The 25,850-nt window shown below is 62.2% G+C and carries 26 protein-coding genes; 15 read left to right on the top strand and 11 right to left on the bottom strand.

Annotation, left to right across the window (positions count from 1 at the left end; genetic code table 11):
• The first annotated feature begins 8 nt into the window (after window positions 1-8).
• Window positions 9-917: a LysR family transcriptional regulator gene (locus tag ACV17W_RS15880; protein ID WP_462593294.1), complete on the top strand. Its 909-nt coding sequence runs from the start codon at window positions 9-11 to the stop codon at window positions 915-917.
• Window positions 918-949: 32 nt separating this feature from the next.
• Here the strand turns inward: ACV17W_RS15880 and ACV17W_RS15875 are convergent, their stop codons facing one another.
• The 3 genes from ACV17W_RS15875 to ACV17W_RS15865 form a co-directional block, all read right to left on the bottom strand.
• A complete protein-coding gene (locus ACV17W_RS15875; protein ID WP_462593293.1) occupies window positions 950-1,906 on the bottom strand; it encodes a Bug family tripartite tricarboxylate transporter substrate binding protein in 957 nt (318 codons plus the stop codon).
• A gap of 61 nt (window positions 1,907-1,967) precedes the next feature.
• Window positions 1,968-2,927 carry a Bug family tripartite tricarboxylate transporter substrate binding protein gene (locus ACV17W_RS15870; protein WP_462593292.1) on the bottom strand — a complete coding sequence of 320 codons (960 nt, stop codon included), beginning with the start codon at window positions 2,925-2,927 and terminating at the stop codon, window positions 1,968-1,970.
• 102 nt (window positions 2,928-3,029) lie between these two features.
• On the bottom strand, window positions 3,030-3,899 hold the full coding sequence (locus tag ACV17W_RS15865) for a TauD/TfdA dioxygenase family protein (protein WP_462593291.1): 870 nt from the start codon (window positions 3,897-3,899) through the stop codon (window positions 3,030-3,032).
• 113 nt (window positions 3,900-4,012) lie between these two features.
• Here ACV17W_RS15865 and ACV17W_RS15860 point away from each other — a divergent pair, with 113 nt between their 5' ends.
• Window positions 4,013-4,951: a LysR family transcriptional regulator gene (locus ACV17W_RS15860; protein ID WP_462593290.1), complete on the top strand. Its 939-nt coding sequence runs from the start codon at window positions 4,013-4,015 to the stop codon at window positions 4,949-4,951.
• Window positions 4,952-4,974: 23 nt separating this feature from the next.
• Here ACV17W_RS15860 and ACV17W_RS15855 read toward each other — a convergent pair whose 3' ends face one another.
• The 7 genes from ACV17W_RS15855 to ACV17W_RS15825 form a co-directional block, all read right to left on the bottom strand.
• On the bottom strand, window positions 4,975-5,697 hold the full coding sequence (locus tag ACV17W_RS15855; RefSeq protein WP_462593289.1) for an amino acid ABC transporter ATP-binding protein: 723 nt from the start codon (window positions 5,695-5,697) through the stop codon (window positions 4,975-4,977).
• A gap of 14 nt (window positions 5,698-5,711) precedes the next feature.
• A complete protein-coding gene (locus tag ACV17W_RS15850) occupies window positions 5,712-6,404 on the bottom strand; it encodes an amino acid ABC transporter permease (protein WP_462593288.1) in 693 nt (230 codons plus the stop codon).
• 5 nt (window positions 6,405-6,409) lie between these two features.
• Complete coding sequence (locus ACV17W_RS15845; protein WP_462593287.1) at window positions 6,410-7,114, bottom strand: amino acid ABC transporter permease; 705 nt, start codon at window positions 7,112-7,114, stop codon at window positions 6,410-6,412.
• Window positions 7,115-7,138: 24 nt separating this feature from the next.
• The gene (locus ACV17W_RS15840) at window positions 7,139-7,969 is read right to left on the bottom strand and encodes an ABC transporter substrate-binding protein (RefSeq protein ID WP_462593286.1); all 831 of its coding nucleotides are present in this window, start codon (window positions 7,967-7,969) and stop codon (window positions 7,139-7,141) included.
• A 19-nt stretch (window positions 7,970-7,988) separates the two neighbouring features.
• Entirely contained in the window at window positions 7,989-9,218 is a 1,230-nt protein-coding gene (locus tag ACV17W_RS15835; protein ID WP_462593285.1) for an aminotransferase class I/II-fold pyridoxal phosphate-dependent enzyme, read from the bottom strand.
• Window positions 9,219-9,225: 7 nt separating this feature from the next.
• A complete protein-coding gene (locus tag ACV17W_RS15830; RefSeq protein WP_462593284.1) occupies window positions 9,226-9,897 on the bottom strand; it encodes an RraA family protein in 672 nt (223 codons plus the stop codon).
• 258 nt (window positions 9,898-10,155) lie between these two features.
• A complete protein-coding gene (locus ACV17W_RS15825; RefSeq protein ID WP_462593283.1) occupies window positions 10,156-11,028 on the bottom strand; it encodes a LysR substrate-binding domain-containing protein in 873 nt (290 codons plus the stop codon).
• Window positions 11,029-11,115: 87 nt separating this feature from the next.
• Here ACV17W_RS15825 and ACV17W_RS15820 point away from each other — a divergent pair, with 87 nt between their 5' ends.
• The 5 genes from ACV17W_RS15820 to ACV17W_RS15800 all read left to right on the top strand — a co-directional run bounded on the left by ACV17W_RS15820 (window position 11,116) and on the right by ACV17W_RS15800 (window position 15,814).
• On the top strand, window positions 11,116-11,967 hold the full coding sequence (locus ACV17W_RS15820; RefSeq protein WP_462593282.1) for an HpcH/HpaI aldolase/citrate lyase family protein: 852 nt from the start codon (window positions 11,116-11,118) through the stop codon (window positions 11,965-11,967).
• A 1-nt stretch (window position 11,968) separates the two neighbouring features.
• Window positions 11,969-13,189: a CaiB/BaiF CoA transferase family protein gene (locus ACV17W_RS15815; RefSeq protein WP_462593281.1), complete on the top strand. Its 1,221-nt coding sequence runs from the start codon at window positions 11,969-11,971 to the stop codon at window positions 13,187-13,189.
• A 77-nt stretch (window positions 13,190-13,266) separates the two neighbouring features.
• Complete coding sequence (locus ACV17W_RS15810) at window positions 13,267-14,250, top strand: Bug family tripartite tricarboxylate transporter substrate binding protein (protein ID WP_462593280.1); 984 nt, start codon at window positions 13,267-13,269, stop codon at window positions 14,248-14,250.
• 28 nt (window positions 14,251-14,278) lie between these two features.
• On the top strand, window positions 14,279-15,328 hold the full coding sequence (locus ACV17W_RS15805) for a cyclase family protein (protein WP_462593279.1): 1,050 nt from the start codon (window positions 14,279-14,281) through the stop codon (window positions 15,326-15,328).
• 204 nt (window positions 15,329-15,532) lie between these two features.
• Window positions 15,533-15,814 carry a peptidylprolyl isomerase gene (locus tag ACV17W_RS15800; RefSeq protein ID WP_462593278.1) on the top strand — a complete coding sequence of 94 codons (282 nt, stop codon included), beginning with the start codon at window positions 15,533-15,535 and terminating at the stop codon, window positions 15,812-15,814.
• 24 nt (window positions 15,815-15,838) lie between these two features.
• Here the strand turns inward: ACV17W_RS15800 and ACV17W_RS15795 are convergent, their stop codons facing one another.
• Complete coding sequence (locus ACV17W_RS15795; RefSeq protein ID WP_462593277.1) at window positions 15,839-16,507, bottom strand: DsbA family protein; 669 nt, start codon at window positions 16,505-16,507, stop codon at window positions 15,839-15,841.
• A gap of 152 nt (window positions 16,508-16,659) precedes the next feature.
• Here ACV17W_RS15795 and ACV17W_RS15790 point away from each other — a divergent pair, with 152 nt between their 5' ends.
• The 8 genes from ACV17W_RS15790 (at window position 16,660) to ACV17W_RS15755 (ending at window position 25,830) form a co-directional block, all read left to right on the top strand.
• The gene (locus ACV17W_RS15790) at window positions 16,660-17,607 is read left to right on the top strand and encodes a LysR family transcriptional regulator (protein ID WP_462593276.1); all 948 of its coding nucleotides are present in this window, start codon (window positions 16,660-16,662) and stop codon (window positions 17,605-17,607) included.
• Window positions 17,608-17,783: 176 nt separating this feature from the next.
• Window positions 17,784-18,635, top strand: coding sequence for a hypothetical protein (locus ACV17W_RS15785; RefSeq protein WP_462593275.1), 852 nt, complete (start codon window positions 17,784-17,786; stop codon window positions 18,633-18,635).
• Between the two features lie 83 nt (window positions 18,636-18,718).
• Window positions 18,719-20,311 carry a sulfatase family protein gene (locus tag ACV17W_RS15780; RefSeq protein WP_462593274.1) on the top strand — a complete coding sequence of 531 codons (1,593 nt, stop codon included), beginning with the start codon at window positions 18,719-18,721 and terminating at the stop codon, window positions 20,309-20,311.
• Window positions 20,312-20,341: 30 nt separating this feature from the next.
• Window positions 20,342-21,802 carry an NAD-dependent succinate-semialdehyde dehydrogenase gene (locus ACV17W_RS15775; protein ID WP_462593273.1) on the top strand — a complete coding sequence of 487 codons (1,461 nt, stop codon included), beginning with the start codon at window positions 20,342-20,344 and terminating at the stop codon, window positions 21,800-21,802.
• Between the two features lie 60 nt (window positions 21,803-21,862).
• Entirely contained in the window at window positions 21,863-22,816 is a 954-nt protein-coding gene (locus ACV17W_RS15770) for a Bug family tripartite tricarboxylate transporter substrate binding protein (protein ID WP_462593272.1), read from the top strand.
• 100 nt (window positions 22,817-22,916) lie between these two features.
• Window positions 22,917-24,167 (top strand): kynureninase, encoded by a 1,251-nt coding sequence (gene kynU, locus ACV17W_RS15765; protein ID WP_462593271.1) that lies wholly within the window; start codon window positions 22,917-22,919, stop codon window positions 24,165-24,167.
• Between the two features lie 230 nt (window positions 24,168-24,397).
• Complete coding sequence (locus tag ACV17W_RS15760; protein WP_462593270.1) at window positions 24,398-24,946, top strand: fimbrial protein; 549 nt, start codon at window positions 24,398-24,400, stop codon at window positions 24,944-24,946.
• Between the two features lie 131 nt (window positions 24,947-25,077).
• A complete protein-coding gene (locus tag ACV17W_RS15755) occupies window positions 25,078-25,830 on the top strand; it encodes a fimbria/pilus periplasmic chaperone (RefSeq protein ID WP_462593269.1) in 753 nt (250 codons plus the stop codon).
• Window positions 25,831-25,850: the final 20 nt, after the last annotated feature.

Below are 25,850 nucleotides of genomic sequence, written 5' to 3'. Positions count from 1 at the left end.
GGTTTGCCATGCTGACCTTCAAGCAGATCGAGGCCCTTTACTGGGTGGTGCAACTCGGCGGTTTCGCCAATGCAGCCGAACGCCTGAACACCACCCAGTCGGCCATTACCAAGCGCATCCAGGAACTCGAGACCAGTTTCAACATCCAGATCTTCGACCGCAGCGGCCAGAAGGCCACCTTGACGCGCACCGGCGAAGACCTGCTCGAAATGGCCGCCGACCTGCTGGGCCGCCGGGACCAGATGCTGCTGAAGATGAAGGGATTCAAGCCTTTCACGGGTTCACTGCGGCTGGGCATTACCGAAATCACCGCCATGACCTGGCTGCCGCAGTTGATGCAGGCGCTGCGTGCCTCGTTTCCCGAACTGGTGGTGCAGCTGAAGATCGGAATGGCGTGGCAGCTGCAGCAAAGCCTGCTGAACGGCCAATTGGATATGGCGATCCTGCATTGGGAGATTCGCAATCCGCACCTGGAGGCCGAGCCGATCGCGCAGGTGGATTTCGGTTGGGCAGGCAGCCCGTCCGTGATTTCGCCGGCGAAGGTCTATACGCCGCAAGATATTTCGCGCATGAACATCATCCGCCAGGATCCCGATTCGGCGCTCAACGCGATCTACGACGAATGGCTCGCGCCCTATACCGCCCAGTCGAACCTGTTCACGATCAACAGCCTGCAGGCGATGGTTGGCCTGACCGTGGCCGGCTTTGGCGTGGCGTGCATACCCGTGGGATATTTTTCAGACCTGTTCAAGGCGCGCAAGCTGGTACAGGCCCGAACCACCAAGCCACTGCCGACATCGATGTATTGCGCCATGTACGCGAAGCAGACCAACTCGATGTTCTACCAGGAAATCGCACGCATCGCGCGCGACGTATGCGATTTCACGCGCCCGTACGGCGGCGGGCTCAATGCCTGATGTCGGCGAGGAACTTGCGGGAGAGCAGTGGCTTACTGCGGCAGCAACCCAGCCTTGCGGATGACGCGCGTCCACCGGTCATGATCGTCGTGCAGAAACTGCGCGAAAGCCTCCGACGTATCGTCGATGGGCTGTAGGCCCATGCCTTCGATCCTGGCTCTCAGACCGGGGTTGGCAAGGGCCTGCGACACCGCTCGGGCCAGGCGGGTGACAACCGGACTCGGCGTGTCTTTCGGCGCGAGAATGCCCAGCCATATCGCAGTATTGTCGAACCCGGGATAGCCTGCCTCTTGCAGGGTCGGCACATCCGGGAACTGCGTTAATCTCTCTGCGCTTGCAGCGCCCAGCACACGGATTTTCCTGTCCTCGATCTGCTGGGAAATGCCTATCGTTGGGTAAAACATAAAAGAGATCCTGCCCGCCATAACCTCGAGCAAGGCTGGGGCGTTCCCTTTGAAGGGTGCATGCAGCATGCTCGCTCCGGAGTCCTGCTCCAGCATAGCGCCGGCCAGGTGCCCCGAACCGCCTACGCCAGCCGAACCATAGCTGACTGCTCCAGGACTCGCGCGCGCTGCTTCGACCAGCTCGGCGACGGTGCCGTAGGGTGAGGTATAGCTAGTAGCCAATACTAATGGCAGCACGCCGACTCGCGTCACCGGCGCAAAATCGTTCACAGGATCATAAGCGGCCCGATCCGCGTTCAGAATCGGATTCACGACGTGCGATAAGGATGCCATCAGCAGCGTGTACCCGTTCGGCGTGGCTCGCATGAGTTCGTTAGTGGCAATCAGCGCATTTGCCCCTGCCTTGTTCTCTACCACGACGGGTTGCCCTAAAGAGTTGCCCATTTCCACAGCGAGCGCTCGCGCAACCACATCGGCAGTGCCCCCGGCGGAATAGCCCACCACCAGCCGTATGGGCTGAGTGGGATACGTGACCCCGCCCTGCGCCACGGCCGAACCAGCATAGCCGACTGCAGCGGCAAGCAAGCATGTCAGTATTCTCACAATTGACTCCCAATCGACAATTAACGCAGACAAACTACCGAGATCAGGGGGCCGTAAGGTTGAGCGCAGCGATCCATTCACGCCATCGCTGACCATCGCTTTTGATCAACTCGGCGAAATCTTCTGGGCTGCCATCGCCAGCGACTTCAAAACCGATGGCGCCCAGCTTCTCTCGAACAGCGGGCTCATTCAATACTGAACGCAGCGCTTCGTTGAGTTTCATCACAATGGCCGGCGGAGTCCCGACAGGCGCCAGTATTCCATTCCACGAGGTGATGGAAAATCCGGGAACGGATTGACTAAGCGGCGGCACGTCAGGCAGCAGACGCGACGGTTCTCCAGCGACAGCTATGGCGCGAACCTTGTTATTTCTGATATGCCCGAGGCCGGTTCCAAAATCGATGAAGTAGAACTGGGTTTCATTCGAGATGAGTCCGAGCGCGGCGTTCGGACTGGATTTATAGGAGACACCGATGGCGCCGAAGTTTGCGTCTCTGATAAAGATCTCGCTTGCCACCTGGGCGGTCGGTGACGCATAAGCGAAGAACAGCTCTTTCTTCGCCGATTTCGCGTGATCAATCAACTGCTGCGCCGACATCACGGGCAGTTCGTTATTAACCACCAGCGCAAATGGCACCTCCCCCACTAACAGGATCGGCGCGAAATCTCTAGAAGCGTTGTACGAAACGTCCTTGTGAAGCGCCGGGTTGACTGCCAGAATTCCGCTGGTGGCCATCAGTAGCGTATAGCCGTCGGGCGTCGCCCTCGCGGCGTAATCCGTACCTATGCGTCCGGTAGCGCCCGGCTTGGACTCTACGATGACAGCTTGCCCCAAACGCTTGGCCAGCCCGTCGGCTACGATGCGTCCGACACTGTCGGTCGCACTACCTGCAGCGAACGGCACGACTAGACTGATCGGCTTGTTGGGATAAGCCGCGTTGGCCGTACCGGCGCAAAATACAGTGGCGGCCGCGCACAGCGACCGAAGCATGCCCATCTTCATGTCTCTCTCCCCCTGGGTTGGTCAAGCAATCGGGTAGCGCCGCCCCGCAGGGACGGGGGCACGCTTTATTGTCCTGGGCCTCACGGGCCCACAAGAAGTACGTCAAAAAACTGCTGTGCCTGCCACCGTTGTGCGATGCATACGCCTGCGCTGCGGCAAAGCGTAATCTGCGATTGCCAAATGCTGCGTCGCGCTGTTGTCCCACATGAGGACATCCCCTACGCGCCACTGATGTCTATACATGAACCTCTCTTGGGTGCAATGTGCATACAGCTGGCTCAAAAGCTTGTCGCTCTCCTCTGGCGCAAGACCAACGATCTCGGTGGTAAACCCTTCATTGACATATATCGATTTGCGACCCGTGTAGGGATGGGTACGCACCACTGGGTGCACCACTGGCGGCACTTCATTTTTCTGCGCCTCGGTCAATTCCTGGCGCTCCTGATTATTTGCCTTCATCTTGTGATAGCGCGCCTGATAATGGTGCCGCGCCCTGAGATCGCTCAGATATTTCTGCATCGGTTGGTCCAGTGCATCGAATGCCGCCACCGTGCTGACAAAGCAAGTGTCTCCGTAGGTTCTACCGTCCTTCGGAGCGGGAATCTCCAGGGCATAGAGAACCGAACAGCGACTAGGACACTCCTTGTACGACAAATCCGTATGCCAATACTGGCCGGCGTCGCTGATGCCTATACCTCTGCCATTCTCTTCAATATTCGATATCACGAGAATCTCTGGATGGCTCTCTAGGAGATACTGGCGAAGCACATGAATCTCCAGGCCGCCGAAATGGCGGCTGAAGTCGATATGTTGGCGCTCCGTCAAGTCCTGATCGCGGAATAGCAGTACGCTATGACGATTGAATGCATTCTCAATGTCGGCGGCCGTTTCTGCGCTAATCGGCCGGGATAAATCGAGATTCAGGACCTCGGCTCCGATTGACGAAGATAGAGGTTTCAGTTCAAGGCTCATCGCGCTCATCCTTTTATCGCTAAAGATATTCATGCTCAAGCACAATTAGTTTACGGACGGCCCCTATAACGGTAAATTCAGAACTTGTTAATCCGTGATCAGCTTTTCTGATAATGCAGCGCACATCCCTCCCGCGCCTTTCCAAATTGCGTGTCCGCCATCTGACTCTATTGGAAATAGTCGCAAGCACCGGATCGCTGCGGCAGGCGGCAAATACATTGTCGGTTACGCAACCTGCCGTCACCGCAATGCTTCAAGAACTGGAATCGCTGCTGGGCGCAAAGTTGGTAGACCGTGACCAGCAAGGCGCCAGGTTGACGCCGGCGGGTAGCGCCGTCCGTGAGAGGTTACGGCTTGTACTGAATGCCCTGCGCGGCGTGGAAGCGACGCTGCTGGCGATGCCCCCTCGCCCTCATTTGAGGGTGGGAGCTCTTTCGTTCGCCATGCTTGGGCTCGTCCCTAAAGCCATGGCAACGTTACGAAAAATGCGCCCCGACATAACGTTCGAATTCGTGGAGGGCACAGTCGAAGAAATGGTAGCTGGCGTTGCCACCGGCGATTTTGACTGCGCGTTGGGACGGCTTGGTCCGGAGATCCATGCGTTGCAGGCGAGCGAAGTTGCGTTCAAGCCTATCTTCAACGTGCCGATGAAGATCGCATGCGCGAGAAATCATCCCATTATGAAACGAAAGAAGGTCACGCTCGAAGCGTTGCAGGCCGAAGGATGGATCCTGCTGCCCAAAGGCACGGGTTCTCGTGGCGCTTTCGAGCAGGCATTCTCCCAAAAGGGTTTGATTCCACCTTATCCCGTGGTCGAATCTCTATCCTTTGCTTCGAACTTCCATATCGCCGCAACCACGCAGTTGCTGACCATATCAACTGCTACGGCCGTCGAAACATACTGTCGATACGGAATCGTCGACGAAGTCCCGATACAGTGGCCAGCCAGCCTGCCGCCACTCATGTTCTTCGCTCGCAACGACGCATTGGAGCTCGAATCAGTAAAAACGCTCTACCAATGCGTCGAAATGCACGCCAGGGCAATCCAATAATGCGGCAACAGGCAGGGGCGGGCTCAATGCCTGATGTCGGCGAGGAACTTGCGGGCCCGGTCGGTCTGCGCCTGCGCGAAAAACTCTGCCGGCGGCGCCTGTTCCACGATGCGGCCGGCGTCCATGAACCACACGGTGTCGGCCACGTCGCGCGCGAAGTTCATCTCGTGCGTGACGCAGACCATGGTCATTCCTTCGGCGGCCAGTGATTTCATCACCAGCAGCACTTCGTTGACCATTTCCGGATCCAGGGCGCTGGTGGGCTCGTCGAACAGCATGATGCGCGGCTTCATGGCCAGCGCCCGGGCAATGGCGACGCGCTGTTGCTGGCCGCCCGACAACTCGCCGGGATAGGCGTCGGCCTTGTGCGCCAGGCCCACGCGTTCGAGCAGAGCCTGCGCGTGCTCGCGGGCCTGGCTCTTGCCCAGGCGCTTGAGCAGCACGGGAGCCATCATGAGGTTCTCGCGCACATTCATGTGCGGAAAGAGATTGAACGACTGGAAGACGAAACCTATGTGGCTGCGCAGGTCGTCGATGGAACCGCAGCGGTAGACGTCGACGCCGTCGACCAGGATGTTGCCTTTCTGGATGGGTTCTAGGCGGTTGATGGTACGGATGAGGGTCGACTTGCCCGAGCCCGAGGGGCCGCACACCACCAGGACTTCACCCTGCCGCACCGTTGCGTTGATGTCGTCGAGGGCGAGGTAGTCGCCATACCATTTACTGACGTTCTTGAATTCGATCATGATATTGACAGGGCCTAGGCCGCCACAGTGCGCGTGCCGCCCATGCGGGCCTCAACGAGCTTGACGATGCCGGTAAGAATCAGATTCAGCGCGAAGTAGGTCAGCGCCAGCAGCGCGAATACTTCAAATGGCTTGGTAAGCAGCATGTTGTTCACTTGTGCCGCCGCGAAAGTCAGTTCGTGCACGCTGATGACGAAACCGAGCGAGGTTTCCTTCACCGTCGAGATGAACTGGCTGAGCATGCTGGGTATCGTGTTGTACAGAGCCTGAGGCAACACGATTTTTCGCATGGTCTGCATGTAGGACAAACCCAGCGAGCGCCCCGCCTCCATCTGGCCGCCCGGTAGGGCCTGGATGCCGCTGCGTATGATTTCCGACAGGTAGGCGCCTTCGTAGATGATGAGCGCGGCGGCCATGGTGACCACGCCGCTGACCGAATTTCCGATCAGCAGCGGCAGGAAGAAATACGCCCAGAAGATGAACATTATGAGCGGCAGCCCGCGCACCAGGTACACGACGGCCGTGGCGGGCCAATAAAAGACCTTGTACGGACTGATGCGGCCCAGCGCCAGCAGCACACCCAGGGGAAAGGCCAGCGCCAGGCTCACCAGCGCCAGACCGACCGTTGCAACCAGGCCACCCATGGGTCCGTGGGGCCACTGGCCCACCAGCAGCAACAGCCAGTTGTCAGAAAGAATTTCCAGCATACGATCTACCGGGCCTTGGCCACGTACGCGACCCGTTTGGAAAGTTGGGCGCCGCCAGCCATCAGCAACAGCGAGATTGCCAGGTACAGAACGGTAACCACGAAGTAAATCTCGAAAGTCTTGAACGTGGCCGATTCGATTTCGCGCCCCGCGCCGGTAAGCTCGATCAGCCCGATGGCCATGGCCAGGCTGGTGTTCTTGAACAGCAGCAGTGTCTGGTTGGTCAGCGGCGGAATGGAAATCTTGAATGCCTGCGGCAGGATGACCTTGCGCATGGCCCGCAGGTAGCTCAAGCCCAGGCTTCGAGCGGCCTCCATCTGGCCACGCGGGATGGCCCGGATCGCGCTGCGCAGGTCTTCGCTGACGTATGCGGCGGTGACCAAACCGATTGCGATCGTGGAATAGAACAGCTCGCCACCGATATGGTTGATGACATCGTTGATGGCGGACGGCACCAGCGCCGCAACGCCGAAGTACCACAGCAGAATGTGCACCAACATGGGCACGTTGCGGTGGAAAGCTACATACACCGCTATGACGTAGTTGAGCGGACGTATGTTCAGCATACGCAGCACTGCCAGCACGCTGCCCAGCCCGAAGGCGAGCAGCCAGGCAAACAAGGTCATCTGGAGGGTGGTGACCAGCCCTCCCAGAATCAGCGTCGGGTAGCCGTTACTGAGTAACGCACCGAAGTCCAATGTGTAGTTCATAAGCAGCTACCCGCCCCGCCGGGCTCAACCCTTGATTTCTTCGACCTTGAAGACGCGCTTGGTCGGGAACTTGGTGTCCGGACCGAACCAGCGTTCGAAGATCACCTGCATCTTGCCGGATGCTTCGAGCTCGGCGAGCACCTTGTTCACTTCAGTACGCAGGCCGTCTTCGCCCTTGGCCAGGCCGATGCCCCAAGGTTCGACGAACAGCGGGTCTTCGATGATCTCGAGCTTGACGGGCGACGCTTCGGCGTCCTGCTTGAACTTCAGCAACATCAGTTCGGAACCGACGAAGCCCGACACCTTTTTCTGCTGCAGCGCCATGAACGCCGTTGGCGGATCCTTGAAGGTGACGGTCGTCACGTCAGGAATCAGGCGCTTGGCGCCGGCTTCCGACGACGACCCCGAAACGGCGCTGACGCGCTTGCCGGCCAGGTCGGCATTGGTTTTCAACGCGGCGGCGTCGTCGCGGCGAATCAGGACCTTCTGCGGGCTGACGTAGTGCTGGTAGCTATAGTCGATCTGCTTGGCGCGATCGGGGCTCCAGCCCAGATTGGCTGCCACCACATCGACACGCCCCCCGGCCAGTTCCGGAATGCGTGCGGCGACGGCGATCATCTTGATCTCGAGTTTGACGCCAAGGTGGTCGGCGATTTCCTTGCACAAGTCGACTTCGTAGCCCACGACCTGACGCGTGCTCGGATCCTGGAAGCTGAACGGCTCGGACGTACCCAGAGTACCGCACACAAGCGTCCCGCGGGACTTGATGTTGGACAGGGCGTCCGCGTGGGCCACGCCGGCCATGCCCAGGCAGGACAACAGAGGCAGGGCCTTCAGCATCTTCTTGAGGTTCATGGTTCTCTCCCGTGAAATGTTATTTAAGTTGGCCGCATGCCCAGGACAACTTCTCGCAACCGTTCCGTATGGTGTTGAGGTCGGTGGCGAAACTCATGCGCATGTAGCCGGGGTTGCCATAAGCCGTGCCGTCCAGTACAGCGACGCCCGCGGCATCAAGCAGGTAGTGCACGAAATCCAGATCGTTGGCGATGACCTTGCCATCGGGCGCACGCTTGCCCAAAAAGCCCTGGATGTTTGGAAATACATAGAACGCGCCCGCCGGCCGGGCGCACGACATTGACTCGATGCCGTTGAGCAGGTCCACGATGACATCGCGGCGTTCTCTGTACACGGCGATGGTGTCGGCCACGCACTGCTGGTCGGACGACAGCGCTGTGGCGGCGGCCACCTGGCAAATCTGGCTGGCGCATGAAGTCGACTGCGAGATCAGGGTGGAGATCGCCTTGGCCATCCATGCGGGGCCGGCGGCATAACCGACACGCCAGCCGGTCATGGCGTAGGCCTTCGAGACTCCGTTGACCAGCAGCACGCGAGGCGCCAGCTGCGGCCTGACCGCCAGCGGGGACACGTAGCGGTCATCGTAGCAAAAGTGTTCGTAGATCTCGTCCACCATCAGCAGTACCTGCGGATGCCGTTCGAGAACGGCCAGCAGACCGGCGAGCTCAGTTTCGGTGTAGGTGGCGCCCGATGGGTTGTTGGGTGCGTTCAACAGCAGCCACTTGGTGCGCGGCGTGATGGCCGCTTCCAGGGCCTGGGGCGTCAATTTAAAAGCCTGAGCTTCCGTGGTATGCACGACCACGGGAATGCCGTCATTGAGCAGCACCATATCGGGGTACGACACCCAGTACGGAGTGGGAATGATCACTTCGTCGCCTGCGTCCAGCGTGGCCTGCAGCGCCGAGAAGATCAGCTGCTTGGCGCCCGTGCCCACCACCAGCTGGTCCAGCGCGAATGACAGGCCGTTCTCGCGGCAGAACTTCTGCTGTACCGCCAGCAGCAGTTCGCGGATGCCGGACGATGATGTGTACTTCACCGCGCCGCTCTCGATGGCAGCGATGCCGGCCTGGGCAATGTGCGCAGGCGTGCGCAGGTCAGGCTCCCCGATAGTGAAGTCGATGATGGTCTTGCCTTCGGCACGCAAGGCATCGACCTTGCGCTTGGCAGCCATGCTGGGCGACGGCTTGATGGCGCTCATGCGCCGGGCCAGGAACCTGGCGGAATCGGATTGTTCGGGCGTTGCGGTCATGATGGTTCTACAGCAGATGCTTTGCTTCCAGGACGGGGTGCAGCCAGCTCTGGCGGTCGGCGCCCGCCGCGATTTCGGCCATGATGCGTTCTTCCTTGGTCGCATGTTCACGCGCTTTCTGCACCAGCACGTCGGCCTGGCTGAGAGGAAACGACACGATGCCGTCCTCGTCGCCCACGATGACATCGCCGGGCTGGATGACCTGCCCGCCGATCGAGACCGGCACGTTCACGGCGCCCGGGCCGTCCTTGTACGGGCCACGGTGAGAGTGCCCGCGGGCGTAGCAGGGAAAATCATCGTTCTCGAACGCCGCAACGTCGCGAATGGCGCCGTCCACGATCAGTCCGGCGCAGCCGCGCTGCTGCAGATAGCGCTTCATGATTTCGCCCACACAGGCATTTGTCAGCTCGCCGCCTGCGTCCACGACCAGTACGTGACCGGGCTGGATCAGGGTCATGGCCTTGTAGATGAACAGATTGTCGCCGGGGCGCGATTTCACGGTGAGGGCGGTGCCCACCAGTTTGCCGCGCCGGTTGTAGCGCGACAGCCCAACTACGCCGCTCTGCCGATGCAGGTTGTCGCTGAGGTGCGGGGTCACAATGGGCTGCAACGCTGCGGCCAGTTCGGCGTTCAAGACCGGCGGGGCGGGATGGATATCGAATGACGGGGGATTCTGCATGGTTCGGCTCCTGAAGCCACGATCATGCAAAATTCCCGACACGCCAAAAAGGGAATTAAAATCTACATTTCCTATTCCTAAAAGGAATCAACGGCGGCCAGACGGTACGCGCCCGGCTGATAAAGCGATATGTCTCAAGGCGTTACTGCGCCAATGCACATTGCCGTCAGCGCCAGGCCGCTACGGAATTCATGCACCGTTTTGGTGCTTATGAGGGTAAATCCTTATCCGGTCCGGCGGTCGCGCAGCATCGTGCAGTCAGTGCCGGTATTCCTGCTCCGCCGCCTGAACGAAGGCCTCGACCAACTGCATGCGCGGGCATGAGCGCGACCAGATCAACCCGAAGCGACGGGGCGGGCACGGCGCCGGCAAGGGCAGGCTGATGACATTCAGCCCCTGCTTCCATAAATGCCAGGCATTGGGAACGATGGCCACGCCCAGACCCTTGTCGACCATCAGAGCGATCGATTCAGTGGACGCCAGCTCATAACGCCCCCTGGGAACGATGCCGACCTGTTTGAGGTATTGGTCTATCTGGTTGCAGATCCAGCTTCCGGCTTCGTAGCGTATGAAGTTTTCTGCAGCGAGCAGGTCGTGCGCGCTGCGCCCCTGATGCCGCTGCGCGGCCAGCAGCGAGAAGTGTTCTTCGCGCAACAGCCGCCAGACCAGCTTTTTGGGTGGCTCGAAGGGTGCTTCCAGCGCGATGGCGACATCGAGCTGTCCACTTTCGATACCTGCATAGAACTCGGTGGACAAGCCGGTGCGTATTGATACGTGCAGATCCGGGTAACGGCCAGCCAGCGTCGCAAGAATTGCGGGCACCGTACTGTTGAGCGAGGTGTTGCCCGTGCCCAGGCGGAGTTCGCCACGGATTTCGCCAGCATGCGCCAGGACGGGCAGCGAGCTGACATCGTCCAATATTTTTTGTGAAGTCTCGAGGATGCGATGAGCCGCCGCCGTCAAGTGCACCGTTTTACCGGATCGCGCCACGAGCTGTGCATGGACTTGCGCTTCGAGCGCACGTATCTGTTGCGCCACGGCACCGTGCGTAAGATGCAGTCGGCGCGCGGCCTCGGCCATGGAACCGTAGCGGTGAATGGCCAGCAGGGTCTGTAGGAAATGGGTGTTCACAACATAGATTTTATATCTTCTGAAGCTAGTTTATAAGCAGCCGCCGCGTCCTCCGCGTGCCCATAATCGGCAGACCGAGGAGACATCATGAGAAGCAAATTGTTTGTTCCGGCTTCGCGCCCGGAACTCTTTGCAAAAGCGTTGAATAGCGCTGCCGACGCGATCAGCTTCGACCTGGAAGACGCCGTACTGGCCGAACGGAAGCCTTACGCCCGCGAGCAGCTGGCGCTGCTGCTGGACGACCCTTCATTGGCCCAGGCCGGCAAGACCATCATCGTGCGCGTCAATGGCATGGACACCCCGCATTTCCTGGACGATCTCCAGGTAGCCTGCCGCGCCGGGGTCGATATGGTCAACATTCCCAAGATCGACACACCCGAGGACGTACTTGCCGGCGTTGCCGCGCTGGCGAAAGCCGAGCAGCAGGTACGCCAGCCCGGACAGCCTCCGGTGCGGATACTGGCCAATATTGAAACTCCCACCGCGCTCTTGAATGCCGCGCGGATCGCCGCCGCCCACGAGCGCGTGTGGGGCTTGCAACTGGGGCTCGGCGACTTGTTCGAGCCCCTGGATATCGCCCGGTACGACCAGCCCAATGTGCATGCGACCATGTTCATGCTGCGGATGGCTGCCGCCGCCTCGGGACGCGTGGTGCTCGATTCCGCCTACACCGATGTTGCCAATGCCGAGGGATTTCGCGAAGAGGCGCTGCTGGCGCGTCGCGTGGGCTTCCTGGGCAAGACCTGCATACACCCCAGCCAGGTGGCACTGGCCAATGAGGCGTTCAGCCCGACGGCCGAAGAACTGGCCTGGGCCCGCAAGGTGCTGGAGGCCGACGCGCGCAATGGGCAGAACGGCGCCTATATGCTGGAGGGGAAAATGATAGATGCGCCCTTCGTTCAGCGCGCGCGCCTGATCATCGCCCGGGCGGGGAGCTGATATGAGCAATCCAAGCAAGGGCGCCAGCGCCTCCGCCCCGCTGGCAGGCGTGCGCGTCATCGACCTGAGCGCCTACATTGCAGGCCCATATGGCGGCACCCTGCTCGCCGATCTGGGCGCCGATGTGATCAAGGTCGAACCGCCCGATGGCGACAACCTTCGAAAGTACCCGTCGACCATGGCGGCGGAAAGCCGCGCTTACCTGGGGGTGAATCGCGGAAAGCGCGGCATCTGCCTGAATCTGAAATTGCCCGAGGGACGCGCAATATTGCAGCGCATGGCGCGGAAGGCCGATGTACTGCTGCACAACTTCCGGCCGTCCGTGCCATCCAGGCTCGGCATCGACTATGCCACGCTGAGCGCCATCAACCCCGCGCTGGTGTACTGCGCCATGACGGGCTACGGTCAGTCAGGCCCGATGGCCGACCATGCGGGCTACGACCAGGTGCTGCAGGCGCGCACGGGTATCTGTGCCGCGCAGGGCATGGGCAAGGCGCGGCCCGAAATCGTGTATGGCTCGGTGGTGGACTATTACGCGGCCGCGATGGTGGCCAACGGGATCACCGCCGCGCTCTACCAGCGCGAACGCACGGGCCGGGGGCAGGAAGTTTCGGTATCGTTGCTGGGCAGCGCTCTGGCGATGCAGGCAGCACGCCTTGTCATGCTGCCCGACGAGCCTCGCGACATCAATCGCGACATGCGCTCGGGCGGCATCACCGGCATCCATCCCACCAAGTCGGGCCACTTGTACATATCGGCCAACACGGCTCATTTCTGGAGATCGCTGTGCGACCTGATCGGCCGGCCCGAGCTCGCGGACAATGAACGCTATGACTCGGTCAGAAAGCGCGCCGCCCATGCGGACGAACTGGTGCCCATGATTCGCGAAGCCTTGGCGGCCCGGACTGCGCTCGAATGGGAAACGCTGTTCGGCGTATCGGTGCCCTGTGCCGCCGTGCGGCGTATCGAGGACATGTTCGATGATCCCCAAGTGAACGCACAGGAGTTCGTCGTACCGATGCATCATTGCAAGGCGGGCCCGTACAAAAGCGTGGCCAACCTGATCAAGTTCGGCGGGAACCCGGACGGCACCCGGCCCTATGGAGCGCCCGGACTGGGCGAGCACAGCCGCGTGGTGCTGTCGGAACTGGGATTTTCAGAAGAAGAAATCGCCTCGGCAATGGCCAGCGGAGCCGTCGCCGAACCCGAGGGGACCCCATGAGGCGCTCGCGGGCCTCATGGACAGATAACAACCATAAAGTACCCGCCGGCAAGACCGGTGCATCAACGGAGACAATCATGACGAAATCCAGGAATATCTTGAAGGCCGCAGCGCTGGCCTGCCTGCTTGCCCCCTTGGCGCTGCCCGCCGCGGCGGCCGACAGCTATCCGAACAAGCCCATTACCATGCTGGTGCCCTACCCGGCCGGCCAGTCGGTGGATCTGCTGGCGCGAGTCGTCAGCGACGGCCTGTCAAAAGTGCTGGGCCAGCCCATCGTGGTGGAAAACAAGCCCGGCGCGGGCGGCACCATGGGCACCGGACTGGTCGCACGTGCCGCGCCGGATGGCTACACGCTGGGCATGAGCGCCAGCGGTCCGCTGGGCATCGCGCCGCATCTGTTCAAGAACACCAGCTACCATCCGGTGAAGGACCTTACCGCCATCATGACCGTGGCCGCCGTGGCGCAGACCATGGTGGTGTCGTCGAAGTCCGACATCAAGTCGGTGGAGGACCTGGTGGCGGCCGCCAAGGCCAACCCCAACAAACTCAACTTCGGCTCGCCAGGCAACGGCTCCACCAGCCACCTGACGCAGGAAATGTTCAAGCAGCGCGCCGGAGTCCAGATGCTGCATGTGCCATACAAGGGGGGGCCAGCCGCGATCACCGATCTGATTGGCGGGCAGATCGACGTGCTGTTCGAGGCGTCGCCGTCCGTCACGCCGTTCGTGAATCGAGGCGACCTGCGCGCCCTGGCCGTGACGACCAGCACCTCGATACCGGCATTGCCGCAGGTTCCCACGCTCGCAAGCCAGGGTTTCGAGAATTTCGAGGCGGTAGGCTGGATGGGTATCGTGGGCCCGGCGAACATGCCCGCCGACATCGTGCAGAAGCTGCACGCGGCGCTGGTGCAGACGCTGCAGGACCCCTCCGTGCGCGAAAAGCTCGATACCCAGGGCATGCTGACGATAGGCGACACGCCCCAGGAGTTTGCCGCGTTCATCGCGAGTGAGTTCGACAAATGGGGCGCGGTGATCCGCACAGCGGACATCAAGGTCCAGTAATCCACGACGAGCCGACCTGGAGAACGACATGGCAGGCCAGAATGCAGAACCGAGATGGACACACCGCCCCCCTGGCTCGAACTGGGGTGATTTCGGGCCCGATGATCAGCTGGGCCGGCTGAACCTGCTGACGCCGGAACGTGTATCGCTGGCCGCGCGGGAAATCATCAGCGGACAACGCTTCTGCCTGAGCCTGCCGTTGGATTACCCGGGCGGCAACCTGCTGAACCCGTTCCGCTACCCGCCGCAACTGCGCGCCACCACACGCAAGGGAAAGTTTGCCTACAACATGGCGCACTGTTGCGAGCATCCGGGCGTCACCGACGTCATTTGCGATGACTACGTGGTGCTTTACACCCAGTACTCCACGCAGTGGGACAGCTTTGCGCATGTCGGATCGATGTTCGACGTGCACGGCACGGGCGAGCCGGTGCCGGTGTATTACAACGGCTATGCCGCAGGCGTCGACATTCAGGGCGCCTCGCGGGCAGCCGAAGAAGGCGAGCACCAGCCGGTCCGGGCGGCCCGCCTGGGCATCGACAACTTCGCCGCGACGCCCATCCAGGGTCGAGGCGTGTTGGTGAACCTGAGAAAATACTTCGGCGACAGTCGGCGCGAAGTGGGGCATGACGACCTGATGCAGGTCCTGGAAGCCGACAGGATCGTGGTCGAACCCGGCGACATCCTGTGCCTGCACACGGGATTCGCCGACGTGCTGCTGTCGATGAACGGGCAGCCGGATCCCCATGTCCTGCATGGCGCGTGCAGTGTGCTGGACGGCCGCGATCCGCGCCTGCTCGATTGGATACGCGACAGCCAGATTGCCGCGCTGGTGGCGGATAACTACGCAGTGGAGCGTCGCCCGCCGCAGGGCCCGCTGGGCATTCAGGGCGCGTTCATGCCGATCCATGAGCTTTGCCTGTTCAAGCTCGGGGTGCCACTGGGCGAGCTGTGGTATCTGACCGAATTGGCTGCGGCCCTTGCACACGCGGGCCGCAGCCGCTTCTTCCTTACCGCGCCTCCCTTGCGACTGCCCGGCGCGGTGGGCTCTCCTGTGACCCCGGTCGCCACGATCTGACACCCCGCTCGCCCGGCCGGAAGCGCCGGGCGCCTGAACAGGCCATGGCAGCACGGCTGTCGCGCCTTGGCGCACCGGACCGGATCGAAGGGGCGCGGCGCCACCGTAACCAGTCGTATCGCCATATTCGCACTGGAATCGCCAGTTTTACGGATGCCCCCGAGTAGTGCAATATGGCGGCTTGGTTATGAAAAAGGATTCCCAATGACCCAAGCCACCGCCCGCCATATCCTGGTTTCCACCGAAGCCAAATGCAATGAACTGAAGGCCGCCATCGAAGGTGGCGCCGATTTCGCCCAAGTCGCCCGCGAAAATTCCAGCTGCCCGTCCAGCCGCGACGGCGGCAACCTGGGAACGTTCAGCCCGGGCCAGATGGTTCGCGAATTCGATACCGTGGTATTCAGCGCGCCTTTGAATGTGGTGCAAGGCCCGGTGAAGACCCAGTTCGGCTATCACCTGCTGGAAGTCACCGACCGGCAGGACTGAACGCCCGCCCTTCCGTGGCGCCGCTCATGGCGCCACGAATCTAGCGCCCTGCGGCATGTCTTGCCTGATACGCCAGGCAAGATGGTCCATGCGATCATGTCCGAAGTAGGGTTCGTTGTCGTACACGAACATCGGCACTCCCCAATGACGCGCGGCCCGTTGGGCGCTTTCATGTCGCCGGATGATGTCGTCGTGCAAAGCCGGGTCGGCCGCGATTTCGGCTTCCAGCACCTGCAGATCCAGCCCCGCCCGACGCACGGCTTCTTCCAGATGATTTCCCTGGTCCCAGCCGTCGACGGTTCCGTCCCATAACATGCGCCCCACTTCCTCGGCCAGCTCGAATGCGCGGCCGTGGCGTGTTGCGGCAGCGCCCAATCGGGTAAGGCGATGGATATACGGTTGATCCCTGGCGATCTCGAGACTGACAGGATCTTGCACGATGGGGTCGGGGCGCGGGCGGCCAAACGGAATGCCAAGGTAGCGCGCCGCCCGGGCTGAATCGAGCAACAGATAGGGCCGTGCCATCTTGTCCTGCCGGGTAAAGTGTTCCGGCAAGCGAACCGCCAGCGGCGAGACAATCCTGAAATCCCAGTCCACGCCCATTTCTTCGCGCATGGCACGCATGCGCGGCAGGGCAATATAGCTGTATGGGCTACGGAACGACCAGTAAGCGGTAACGGCAATTCTACGCACGGCAATCTCCTTGAGGGGAAGGCCCGGCGTGAGCCGCGCCCGATCGCCCAAATGCTAAGTAAGACTTTTCATAGCGAAAAGCAGATAATTGGCATCACATCCATCGCTTTTAGATATGATGCCGCTGCATAGACAGCAAGGAGCCGTTCTCTATGGATAGCAGGCAGATTCGATACTTCGTCAAAACGGTCGAGGTCGGCAGCCTGACGCACGCAGCACAGGCCCTGCACATCGCGCAGTCTGCGCTCAGCCGCCACATGCGCAACCTCGAAGACGAGCTGGGCGTGCGGCTCCTCACGCGCAGCAAGCACGGCGTAGAACCCACGCCGCACGGTGCGCTGCTGTTGGAGCACGGACGCAGCATTCTGCGGCAGTTCGAGCAGGCCCGGCAGGAGGTCATGTCGCTGGGCGCGGAGCCTTTCGGGGAAGTTGCGCTGGGCATTCCCGCCACGGTCAGCCCCATCCTGATCCGGCCATTGCTGGAGACGGTGGCCAAGTCCATGCCGAAAGTCACCTTGCGCATCATTGAAGGCATGAGCGGCCATCTGCTCGAATGGTTGCATTCCGGCCGATTGGATGCCGCGGTGCTTTTCGACGTGATGCCCAAATCCGGATTGAACATCGTCAACATCGGGCAGGAAACGGTATATCTGGTAGGGGCGGCAGGAAGCTTCCGCGCGGGCGCGAAAGTACCGCTGCGTAAGCTGGGCCAGTATCCGTTGATCACGCCGAGCGCCAAGCACGGCATCAGCATGCTGGTGCGCCAGGCAGCCGCTCGCGAGAACGTCGAACTCCAGATTCGCGTTGAAGTCGATGCCTTCGCCGAAATGATCGACCTGGTCAGGGCCGGCCTGGGCTACACAATACTGGCGCGCATGGGGTTTCACCGCGAATTGGCGGCGGGCAGCGTGTCGCTGGCCCACATCGTCGATCCGCCGATCACGCGCACGCTGGTCATTGCGACCCCCACGGGCAGATCGGTGTCGGTGGCGACGTCGACGGTCGTGGAGGCCACGCGCAGCCTGCTCAGGTCCTTTATAGACGCGGAGCCACAGCAGGCCGGCAAACGCGGCAGCTCGCGCAAAGCGAACCGGAAATGAGCCACGCCCTTCGCCCCTCGCACGCATCGATCTAATTTTTAGAAACTAACGATGCTTAATATCTGCTTTTCCGATTGACGCCTCGTTCCTAGAATCAACGCACTACAAATCGTTGACACCGTGCTGGCTGCCATGGCCTGCATGACAGCCAGCACGATGACTCAGGAGAGAGCGCTATGGCCGCACTTGCAGAAGTGCCGGAAGCGGATGCCGATGGGCTGGTTGGCGAGATATATGCCGACATCCGCGGCACGCTGCGCGTGCCAATGGTAAACACCATCTACCGTCACCTGGCGACCTGTCCGCAAGCGCTGCAATGGGCCTGGTACGCCATACGCCCACACATGGTGTCAGGCGCCGTTCCTCGCCAAGCGGAGCTTCTGCGGCAGGGCGTCCTGTCGGTGCTTGCCGCCGATGCGCCGGCCGCTTTGCTTTCGGGGTTGACACACGCGCCGGAGCCCGACCCGCAGGCGCATGCCGTCATAGACGCATACGACCGTGCCAACCGAATGAACCTGGTGGCCCTGACGCATCTGCTATGCGCAGGCGCGCAGGAGCCGGCCGCGCCGCCCGGCGAGGGCAGCATCCCTGTTGCGCGGACTGGTGTACAGCGCACGGGCCGCGGCGCGATGGACCCGTGCTGGGTCCTGCCTTCCTGGGAAACCTTGCCAGAGCACGTCAGAGCAAGGATCGTCCGGCTGAATGCTTATGGAGAATCGCAGGAACCCGCGGTGATCGCGGGACTTTACCGGCAACTTGCCATGTGGCCGGACGTCTTGGACGCGGCGGAGACCGGGCTGCAACCCTGGGAGACCGCGGGCCGGCTGCGGCGGGCCCGCGATGCCGTATGCACGCTGGTGGAGCGCCTCGCCAGAGAGGAGCCCCTGCCCATGGCGCCGGCAAGCCCTCTCGTCGCGGCCGCCTTCGACAGGCCCCTGCGGGATTTCTGCACGCGGGTCATACCCAAGATGATCCCGATCGGCCTTCTGCTCAAGCGATACCTGGCAGCACCCGGACTCCAGCGCTGATGCATTGACCGCAAGCGCCAGGAGCATCCCCGCGCGCCCCCGCTTTCTTGTATGAACCCGCCGTCACAACGGAAACCGCCCACATGCAACCCAACTTCCTGTTCATCATCACCGACCAACATCGTGCAGACCATCTGGGGTGCTACGGAAACCCGATCGTGCGCACGCCACACATCGATTCCCTGGCGGCCAATGGCTGGAAATCCGAGCGCTTCTATGTGGCCAATCCGGCCTGCATGCCCAACCGCGCGACCCTTATGACGGGCCGGATGCCTACGCTGCACAAGGTGAGATCCAATGGCATACCGCTTTCATTGCAGGCCAACACGTTCGTACACCTGCTGAGGGCAGCCGGCTACCGGACGGCCTGCAGCGGAAAGATTCACCTGCAACCCATGACCGGCGACCTGCCCGTTTTGAAGTCGGCGGCGGAAGCGGGTGCAGCGCCTCCCGAGCCGCTGTCCGATGCGATCCTGGCTCACGAGGGACGCTATGACCAGGAAAACATACTGAAATGGCAGCAGGACCCAGACCACGATCTGACCCTGCCTTACTACGGATTCGACGAGGTGCACCTGACCATGATGCACGCCGATGGCGCACATGGGCATTATGGACGGTGGCGCGCGCGCAAGCAGGCCAATGCGGACGCGATGGTGGGCCCGGAGAATGCCTTGCCCAAAGGCGGCTACACGGCGCTGCAGGCCTGGCGCACATCGGTTCCCGAAGAACTGTACTCGACCACCTACATCAAGGAACAGGCCATCGGTTTCCTTGAACGCTTCAGCGAACAAGGCGGCGAGCAGCCTTTCTTCCTGCAATGCTCTTTCAATGACCCGCACCACCCGTTCACGCCGCCCGGCAAGTACTGGGACATGTACGACCCGAAAGACATGCCGCTGCCGCCCGCCTACAGGCCCAATGTGGGAGACCCTCCGCCGCCGCTTGCCCATCTGTTGCGCGAACGCGATGAGGGCCGTGCGAACCGCGAGTCCTGGATGCTGCAGGCGGTGAGCGAAACCGACGTGCGCGAAGCGCTGGCGCTGACCTACGGCTCGATCACCATGATCGACGACGCAGTGGGTGAGATCCTGGCCACTCTGCAGCGCCTGGACCTGCTGCGCAACACCGTGGTGATCTTCACCAGCGACCATGGCGAATACATGGGCGACCACCAGCTCATGTTCAAGGGCCCCATCCACTATGACGGCCTGATCAGAGTGCCGTTTATCTGGAACGACCCGCAGGCGCCCATCGCGCCGGGCTCATCGTCGCCTGCACTGGCCGGCACCATCGATATCGCCCAGACCATTCTGTCGCGCGCCGGACTGCAAGGATTTCGCGGTATGCAGGGGCATGACCTGATGCCCCTGATGAGGGGCGAGGTCGAGGCATTACGCTGCGCCATGATTGTCGAAGAGGACAATCAGCGCGCGTTCATGGGGTTCGAGCGGCCCGTGCGCATGCGCACGCTGGTTACCGATCGATGGAGGCTCACGGTTTACCGCGACGCGCAATGGGGTGAGCTATACGACCTGCATAACGACCCGCTGGAACTGCACAACCGCTGGTTCGATCCGGAATTGTTCACGACGCGTGCCGAGCTGCTGCTTCAACTGGTGCATTCCATGCAGGAGTTGGCGGATGAAAGCCCAATGCCCAAGGCCCGTGCCTGATTTCACTATCAACTTTCGAGGATGACGCTCATGACAACGCTGGAACTGGCCACCGCACAATTCGGTTCGTTGCGGATGTGGATCGACGGAGAGTGGCTGGACAACGGCGCGGGCGGCTCGCACGCCGTCATCGACCCAGCCACGCAGAACGTGCTGGGCCAGCTTCCCCTGGCAGGGGAAGCCGAGCTCGCGCGGGCAGTACAGGCGGCGCATGCCGCATTCGCACAGTGGTCGCGCACACCCGCAATCGAACGCGCGGGCGTGCTGGGGCGCGCTGCTCAACTCGTGCGCGACCGCGTCGATCTCATTGCACATGTCATGACCCTGGAGCAAGGGAAGCCCCTGGCTGAATCCCGGGGCGAAGTGCTGGGCGCCGCAGACATCATCGAATGGTATGCGCAGGAAGCCCGGCGGCTCTATGGCCGAATGATCCCGGCCCGCCAGCCCCATACACGGCAGTGGGTGCAGCTGGAACCGGTGGGGCCCGTAGCAGCCTTCACGCCATGGAACTTTCCGGCCCTGACACCGGCGCGCAAAATAGCCGGCGCGCTGGCGGCCGGCTGCACCTGCGTCATCAAGCCAGCCGAGGAAACCCCAGGCACTGCCCTGGCCCTGGCGCAAGCCTGTGCGGATGCCGGCCTGCCGCGCGGCGTGCTGAACGTGGTTTTCGGAGACCCCGCCGCCGTTTCCGACTTCCTGATCCGGGCGCCGCAGATACGCAAAGTGACTTTCACCGGCTCGACCTCGGTCGGCAAGACACTGGCCGGATTGGCTGCCGAACACGGCGCCAAGCGCTGCACCATGGAACTGGGAGGCCTTGCCCCGGCCATCGTCTTCAACGATGCGGATATCGCCCACGCCGTCGAAGTCTGCGCCGCGTCACGCTTTCGCAACGCCGGCCAGGTCTGTATTGCCGCCTCGCGCTTCTATGTGCAGCGCGACGTATACGAGCAGTTTGTCGATCGCTTCTGCCGGCGCGCCGAAGCGATCAAGTTGGGCAGCGGGCTGTCCTCCGACACGCAGATGGGTCCGTTGGCCAATGCCCGGCGGCTGCAGGCCATGCCCGCTTTCATCGAAGACGCGCTCGAACGAGGCGGGCGGATCGCCGTCGGCGGCGCCCGGGCGGAGGGGCCGGGTTACTTCTGGCGCCCCACGGTGTTGACCGACCTGCCGGACCAGGCCCGCGCGATGTCGGAAGAGACTTTTGGCCCTGTGGCGCCGGTGGTGGCATTCGACACGGCGGACGAGGTCATCGCCCGCGCCAATGACGTTCCCTATGGCCTGGCCGCCTATGCCTTCACGCGTTCATCGAACACGGCGATGCTGCTGGCCGACGGTCTGCACGCAGGCATGGTGGGCATCAATACGCCGGCCGTGTCGCTGGCGGAAGCCCCGTTCGGCGGCGTGAAGGAAAGCGGGTATGGCAGCGAGGGCGGCACCGAAGGGCTGCAGGCCTATCTGAATACGAAATTCGTGGCGCACCAGGTATAAGCACCGGGATTCCGCCGAAAACGTCGTCCGACACGCATACCCATAACAAAGGAGACAGACATGCGACATCTTATTTGCATCGCCCCGATGCTGGCCGCGGCCAGCCTCATGGCTGGAACACCGGCCCATGCCGACAGCTACCCGCGCCAGGCAGTCAGCCTGATCGTCAATTTTCCGCCAGGCGGCGCCACCGACCTGACTGCGCGGGCATTGGGGGCCGCCATGGCCGCTACGCTCAAGCGGCCCGTGGTCGTCGAGAACCGCGGAGGCGCTGGAGGTGCCATCGGCATAGGCGCCGTGTCCAGCTCGAAGCCGGACGGCTACCAACTGGGTTTCGTATCCGTGGCGGGCCTGACGACGCTGCCGCAGATGCGCCGCGTGCCTTACAGCATGGACACACTTTCATATGTCTGCCGCGCGTATGACGCTCCGGTATTCATGCTCGTGGCGCCGCAATCCAAGTTCACCAGCGCACAGGCACTGACCGACTATGCAAAGCAGAACCCCGGCCGGCTGAACTACGCCACGGTGGGGCCGGGCTCGTTGCCGCATCTTGCCGCACTGGACTTCGCCGCAGCGGCGGGGATTTCGATCAACCATGTTCCCTATCAGGGGGAGGCGCCGGCGATAACCGACCTGCTGGGCGGGCATGTCGATCTGTACTTCGGCACCAACGCCGTGGCCACGACGCACAACTTGCGCCGTCTGGGGGTAGCCGCGGAAACACGCCAGGGCGGCGCGGCAGATACGCCGACCCTGACGGAGCTGGGATACCCCGTGCTGCGGTCCATCAGCGGCGGCCTGATCGCGCCCGCCGGACTCGATGCCCAGGTATCCAGGACGCTGGATTCCGCCTGCGCGCAGGCCGTGCGCTCGGAGTCATTCGTCAAGGCGCTGGGCAATCTGAAGCTCAACCCCGCTTACCTGAACGGACAGGACTTCCAGCAAGCGCTGCTGACCGAGGCGAAATCGAATCGAACCTTGCTCGAACGGGAGGGCTTGCTGGCGAAATAACCCCCCCTTGCCACGGGGGCCCAGCCGAGTGTCCGACACGGTGCGATCACAGTTGACCAGCCGACTCTGCTAGTATTTGCGGGCACTCCAGGAGCCACCTATGCAAGCCCGCGCAGACTGCCTTCGAGCCGATCAGCAAGACCCCCTGGCCCCATTGAAGCAACGGTTCGACCTGCCCCCGGGCGTCATCTATCTTGACGGAAATTCGCTGGGGGCGAGGCCCAGGGCCGCCGCTGCACGTGCGGCCGATGTGGTCGCGAAGGAATGGGGCGCCGGGCTGATCCAAAGCTGGAACACGGCCGGCTGGTTCGAACTGCCCGCCCGGCTCGGCGACAAGCTGGGCCGACTGATCGGCGCAGGCCCGGGCCAGGTAGTGGTAACCGACACCACCTCGCTCAATCTGTTCAAGGCCCTGGCCGCGGCGCTGCGCATTCAGCAGCGCGCCGCGCCCCGGCGCCGCGTCATTGTTTCCGAGCACGATAATTTCCCCACCGATTTGTACATGATCCAGGGCATGGTAGACCTGCTGCAGCAGGGTTATGAAATGCGCCTGATCGACGAGCAATTGCCCCTGGAGCAAGCCCTCGACGATACCGTGGCCGCGGTGCTGCTCTCGCATGTCAACTACCGTACCGGTTCAATGCACGATATGGCGGCCGTGACGGCGCGGGCCCATGAGCAGGGCGTCCTGACCATCTGGGACCTGGCGCACTCTGCCGGCGCGGTGCCCGTTGACCTGACCGCTGCCCAGGCCGACTTTGCTGTGGGATGCACATATAAGTACCTGAATGCGGGCCCCGGGGCGCCAGCGTTCATCTGGGTCGCGCCCCGCCACACCGACCAGTTCTGGCAGCCGCTGTCGGGATGGTGGGGCCACCAGCGTCCCTTCGACATGGCCGTGGCCTATGAGCCCGCGGGCGGCATCCGCCGCTACCTGTGCGGCACGCAGCCCATACTTTCGCTCGCGCTGGTCGAATGCGGGCTGGACATCAGCCTCGAGGCCGACATGGCGGAGGTGCGCAAGAAGTCATTGGCCCTGGGCGACCTGTTCATCGCATTGGTCGAAAGCCGGTGCGCGGGCCATCCCCTGACGCTGGTCACGCCGCGCGATCACGCGCGGCGCGGCAGCCACGTCAGTTTCAGGCATCCGCACGGCTATCCGGTGATGCAGGCGCTGATCGCGCGCGGCGTCATCGGCGACTATCGCGAACCCGAGGTGCTGCGCTTCGGCCTCACCCCCCTGTACCTGGGCTACGCCGACATCTGGGATGCGGTGGAAGTGCTGAAAGAGGTATTGGACACCGGGGTCTGGAAGCAGGACGAATACGCCAGGCGGGGCGTGGTGACCTAATCCGGCGATCACTCTCCTACAAGAGCGACGAGGCGCCCTTGCCGCTGCGCGCGCAACCCTACGCTTGCGCTTCACCCTCCCCCCCACCTCTGGCAGAAATTTCTACATCGACTGTCAGAAATTTCGACAGCGCCACCTGCGTAACCCTCTCTAGACTCCGTTTCGCTGCGTCTGCTTCCCAATCCCGCAAGTACGCCAGCTGAACCATCCATTTATCAACGGAGTCAATCATGAAACTGTCTCGCATTGCCAGCTTGCTGGCGGGTGCCGGGGTTCTTGCCGCGGCGCAGGTCGCGTTGGCCAGCGATGGCACGATCACTTTTAAAGGTGAAATCACGGCAGCCACGTGCACAATCGACATCGGTGGCAGCGGCCCCAATGCCGATGTCCTGCTGCCGCCCATCAGCGCCAATGCGCTGCCCGGCCAAGGCGACACCGCAGGCTGGACCGAGTTCAACATCAACCTGAGCGGATGCGCCGGTGCGCCGCTGTCGCAAGCAATCGCACAGTTCGAAGCCGGCGGCGATGTCGACCCGGTGACGAACAAGCTGAAGAACGTCGACAACTCGGGCAACAGCGCCACCAACGTGCAGGTCGCGCTGCGTGAGATAAGCGGGCAAGACATCATCATTGGACAGGGCCCCGCCCAAAGCGCTCCGTTCGCCTTCGTCGGCGACGCAGCAACACTGCGCTACGAAGCCGGCTATTACGCGTCGGCCACGGGCGTCACGCCGGGCCTGGTCGAAGCCAACGTGACCTATACCATCGCGTACCAATAAGCCCACCAGGCTTTGAGCCAGCGGCCGCCTATCTGGCACCGCTGGGCCGGCCGCCGCGCGCAACCCGCGTGGCGGTCGCACACGGCCAGCCTGCAACACCCCACCGAATGCAATCACAGTGAACCGCCGACATGCGCGTTAAACACCCCATTCTGACCGTATCCGTCGCGATGCTGCTGGTCGGCGTCAGCGTTGTCCCTGCGATTGCGTCCATTGTGCTGAGCGGCACCCGAGTGATCTTCGACGCGCAGGGTGGAGAAAAAACCCTGCGTTTGAGCAACAAGGGAAAAGCACCAAGTCTTGTCCAGGCCTGGCTTGACGCCGGAACGTCGCAAGCCGAACGCAGCGCCTTGACATTGCCTTTCGTCGTAACGCCGCCCATGGCGCGCATCGATCCCGGCAAAAGCCAGACGCTGCGCATCATTCATACGGGCGAGGCACTGCCGCAGAATCAGGAAAGCCTGTTCTGGCTGAACGTACTCGAAGTGCCACCCAAGCCAGATGCCTCCGACGAGCGCAACTTCCTGCAGCTGTCCCTGCGTACGCGCATCAAGCTGTTCTATCGCCCGGCTGGCCTGACCGGTACTGCGACCGATGCCCCCAGCCAAGTCACGTGGTCCTTGGCCAGCACAGCAGGCAAGACGGTATTGCAAGCCACGAATCCCACGCCGTACCACATCAGTTATTCAGGCATAGACCTGAGCACCGGTGGGCAAGCGATGTCGGTGCAGGACCCCGACACAGTGCTCCCGTTTGAGAGCCGGACTTTTGTGCTGCCGAAAGGCGCCGTCGCCTCACCATCCACCCTGGTCCGCTTTCAGTTCGTCAACGACTACGGCGGCGTGGGCAGCGGCGAAGCCAGGCTGCGCGACGCGTCGCGATAGCCATACCGGGCCCCGCATGC

It is taken from the genome of Bordetella sp. MIP270_01_BMS (genome assembly GCF_054958705.1).
The sequence above is the reverse complement of the archived record's forward strand: the minus strand, read 5'-3'. Positions and strand labels throughout refer to the sequence as shown.

Bases quoted from the DNA above. Each gene is read 5' to 3' on its own strand.
- ACV17W_RS15775 (WP_462593273.1), top strand. From the start codon at position 20,342: ATGACAACGCTGGAACTGGCCACCGCACAATTCGGTTCGTTGCGGATG.
- ACV17W_RS15810 (WP_462593280.1), top strand. From the start codon at position 13,267: ATGACGAAATCCAGGAATATCTTGAAGGCCGCAGCGCTGGCCTGCCTG.
- ACV17W_RS15855 (WP_462593289.1), bottom strand. From the start codon at position 5,697: ATGATCGAATTCAAGAACGTCAGTAAATGGTATGGCGACTACCTCGCC.
- ACV17W_RS15800 (WP_462593278.1), top strand. From the start codon at position 15,533: ATGACCCAAGCCACCGCCCGCCATATCCTGGTTTCCACCGAAGCCAAA.
- ACV17W_RS15830 (WP_462593284.1), bottom strand. From the start codon at position 9,897: ATGCAGAATCCCCCGTCATTCGATATCCATCCCGCCCCGCCGGTCTTG.
- ACV17W_RS15845 (WP_462593287.1), bottom strand. From the start codon at position 7,114: ATGAACTACACATTGGACTTCGGTGCGTTACTCAGTAACGGCTACCCG.
- ACV17W_RS15860 (WP_462593290.1), top strand. From the start codon at position 4,013: ATGCAGCGCACATCCCTCCCGCGCCTTTCCAAATTGCGTGTCCGCCAT.
- ACV17W_RS15840 (WP_462593286.1), bottom strand. From the start codon at position 7,969: ATGAACCTCAAGAAGATGCTGAAGGCCCTGCCTCTGTTGTCCTGCCTG.
- ACV17W_RS15870 (WP_462593292.1), bottom strand. From the start codon at position 2,927: ATGAAGATGGGCATGCTTCGGTCGCTGTGCGCGGCCGCCACTGTATTT.
- ACV17W_RS15820 (WP_462593282.1), top strand. From the start codon at position 11,116: ATGAGAAGCAAATTGTTTGTTCCGGCTTCGCGCCCGGAACTCTTTGCA.
- ACV17W_RS15755 (WP_462593269.1), top strand. From the start codon at position 25,078: ATGCGCGTTAAACACCCCATTCTGACCGTATCCGTCGCGATGCTGCTG.
- ACV17W_RS15865 (WP_462593291.1), bottom strand. From the start codon at position 3,899: ATGAGCCTTGAACTGAAACCTCTATCTTCGTCAATCGGAGCCGAGGTC.
- ACV17W_RS15790 (WP_462593276.1), top strand. From the start codon at position 16,660: ATGGATAGCAGGCAGATTCGATACTTCGTCAAAACGGTCGAGGTCGGC.
- ACV17W_RS15835 (WP_462593285.1), bottom strand. From the start codon at position 9,218: ATGACCGCAACGCCCGAACAATCCGATTCCGCCAGGTTCCTGGCCCGG.
- ACV17W_RS15785 (WP_462593275.1), top strand. From the start codon at position 17,784: ATGGCCGCACTTGCAGAAGTGCCGGAAGCGGATGCCGATGGGCTGGTT.
- ACV17W_RS15780 (WP_462593274.1), top strand. From the start codon at position 18,719: ATGCAACCCAACTTCCTGTTCATCATCACCGACCAACATCGTGCAGAC.
- ACV17W_RS15880 (WP_462593294.1), top strand. From the start codon at position 9: ATGCTGACCTTCAAGCAGATCGAGGCCCTTTACTGGGTGGTGCAACTC.
- ACV17W_RS15850 (WP_462593288.1), bottom strand. From the start codon at position 6,404: ATGCTGGAAATTCTTTCTGACAACTGGCTGTTGCTGCTGGTGGGCCAG.
- ACV17W_RS15770 (WP_462593272.1), top strand. From the start codon at position 21,863: ATGCGACATCTTATTTGCATCGCCCCGATGCTGGCCGCGGCCAGCCTC.
- ACV17W_RS15815 (WP_462593281.1), top strand. From the start codon at position 11,969: ATGAGCAATCCAAGCAAGGGCGCCAGCGCCTCCGCCCCGCTGGCAGGC.
- ACV17W_RS15760 (WP_462593270.1), top strand. From the start codon at position 24,398: ATGAAACTGTCTCGCATTGCCAGCTTGCTGGCGGGTGCCGGGGTTCTT.
- ACV17W_RS15805 (WP_462593279.1), top strand. From the start codon at position 14,279: ATGGCAGGCCAGAATGCAGAACCGAGATGGACACACCGCCCCCCTGGC.
- kynU (WP_462593271.1), top strand. From the start codon at position 22,917: ATGCAAGCCCGCGCAGACTGCCTTCGAGCCGATCAGCAAGACCCCCTG.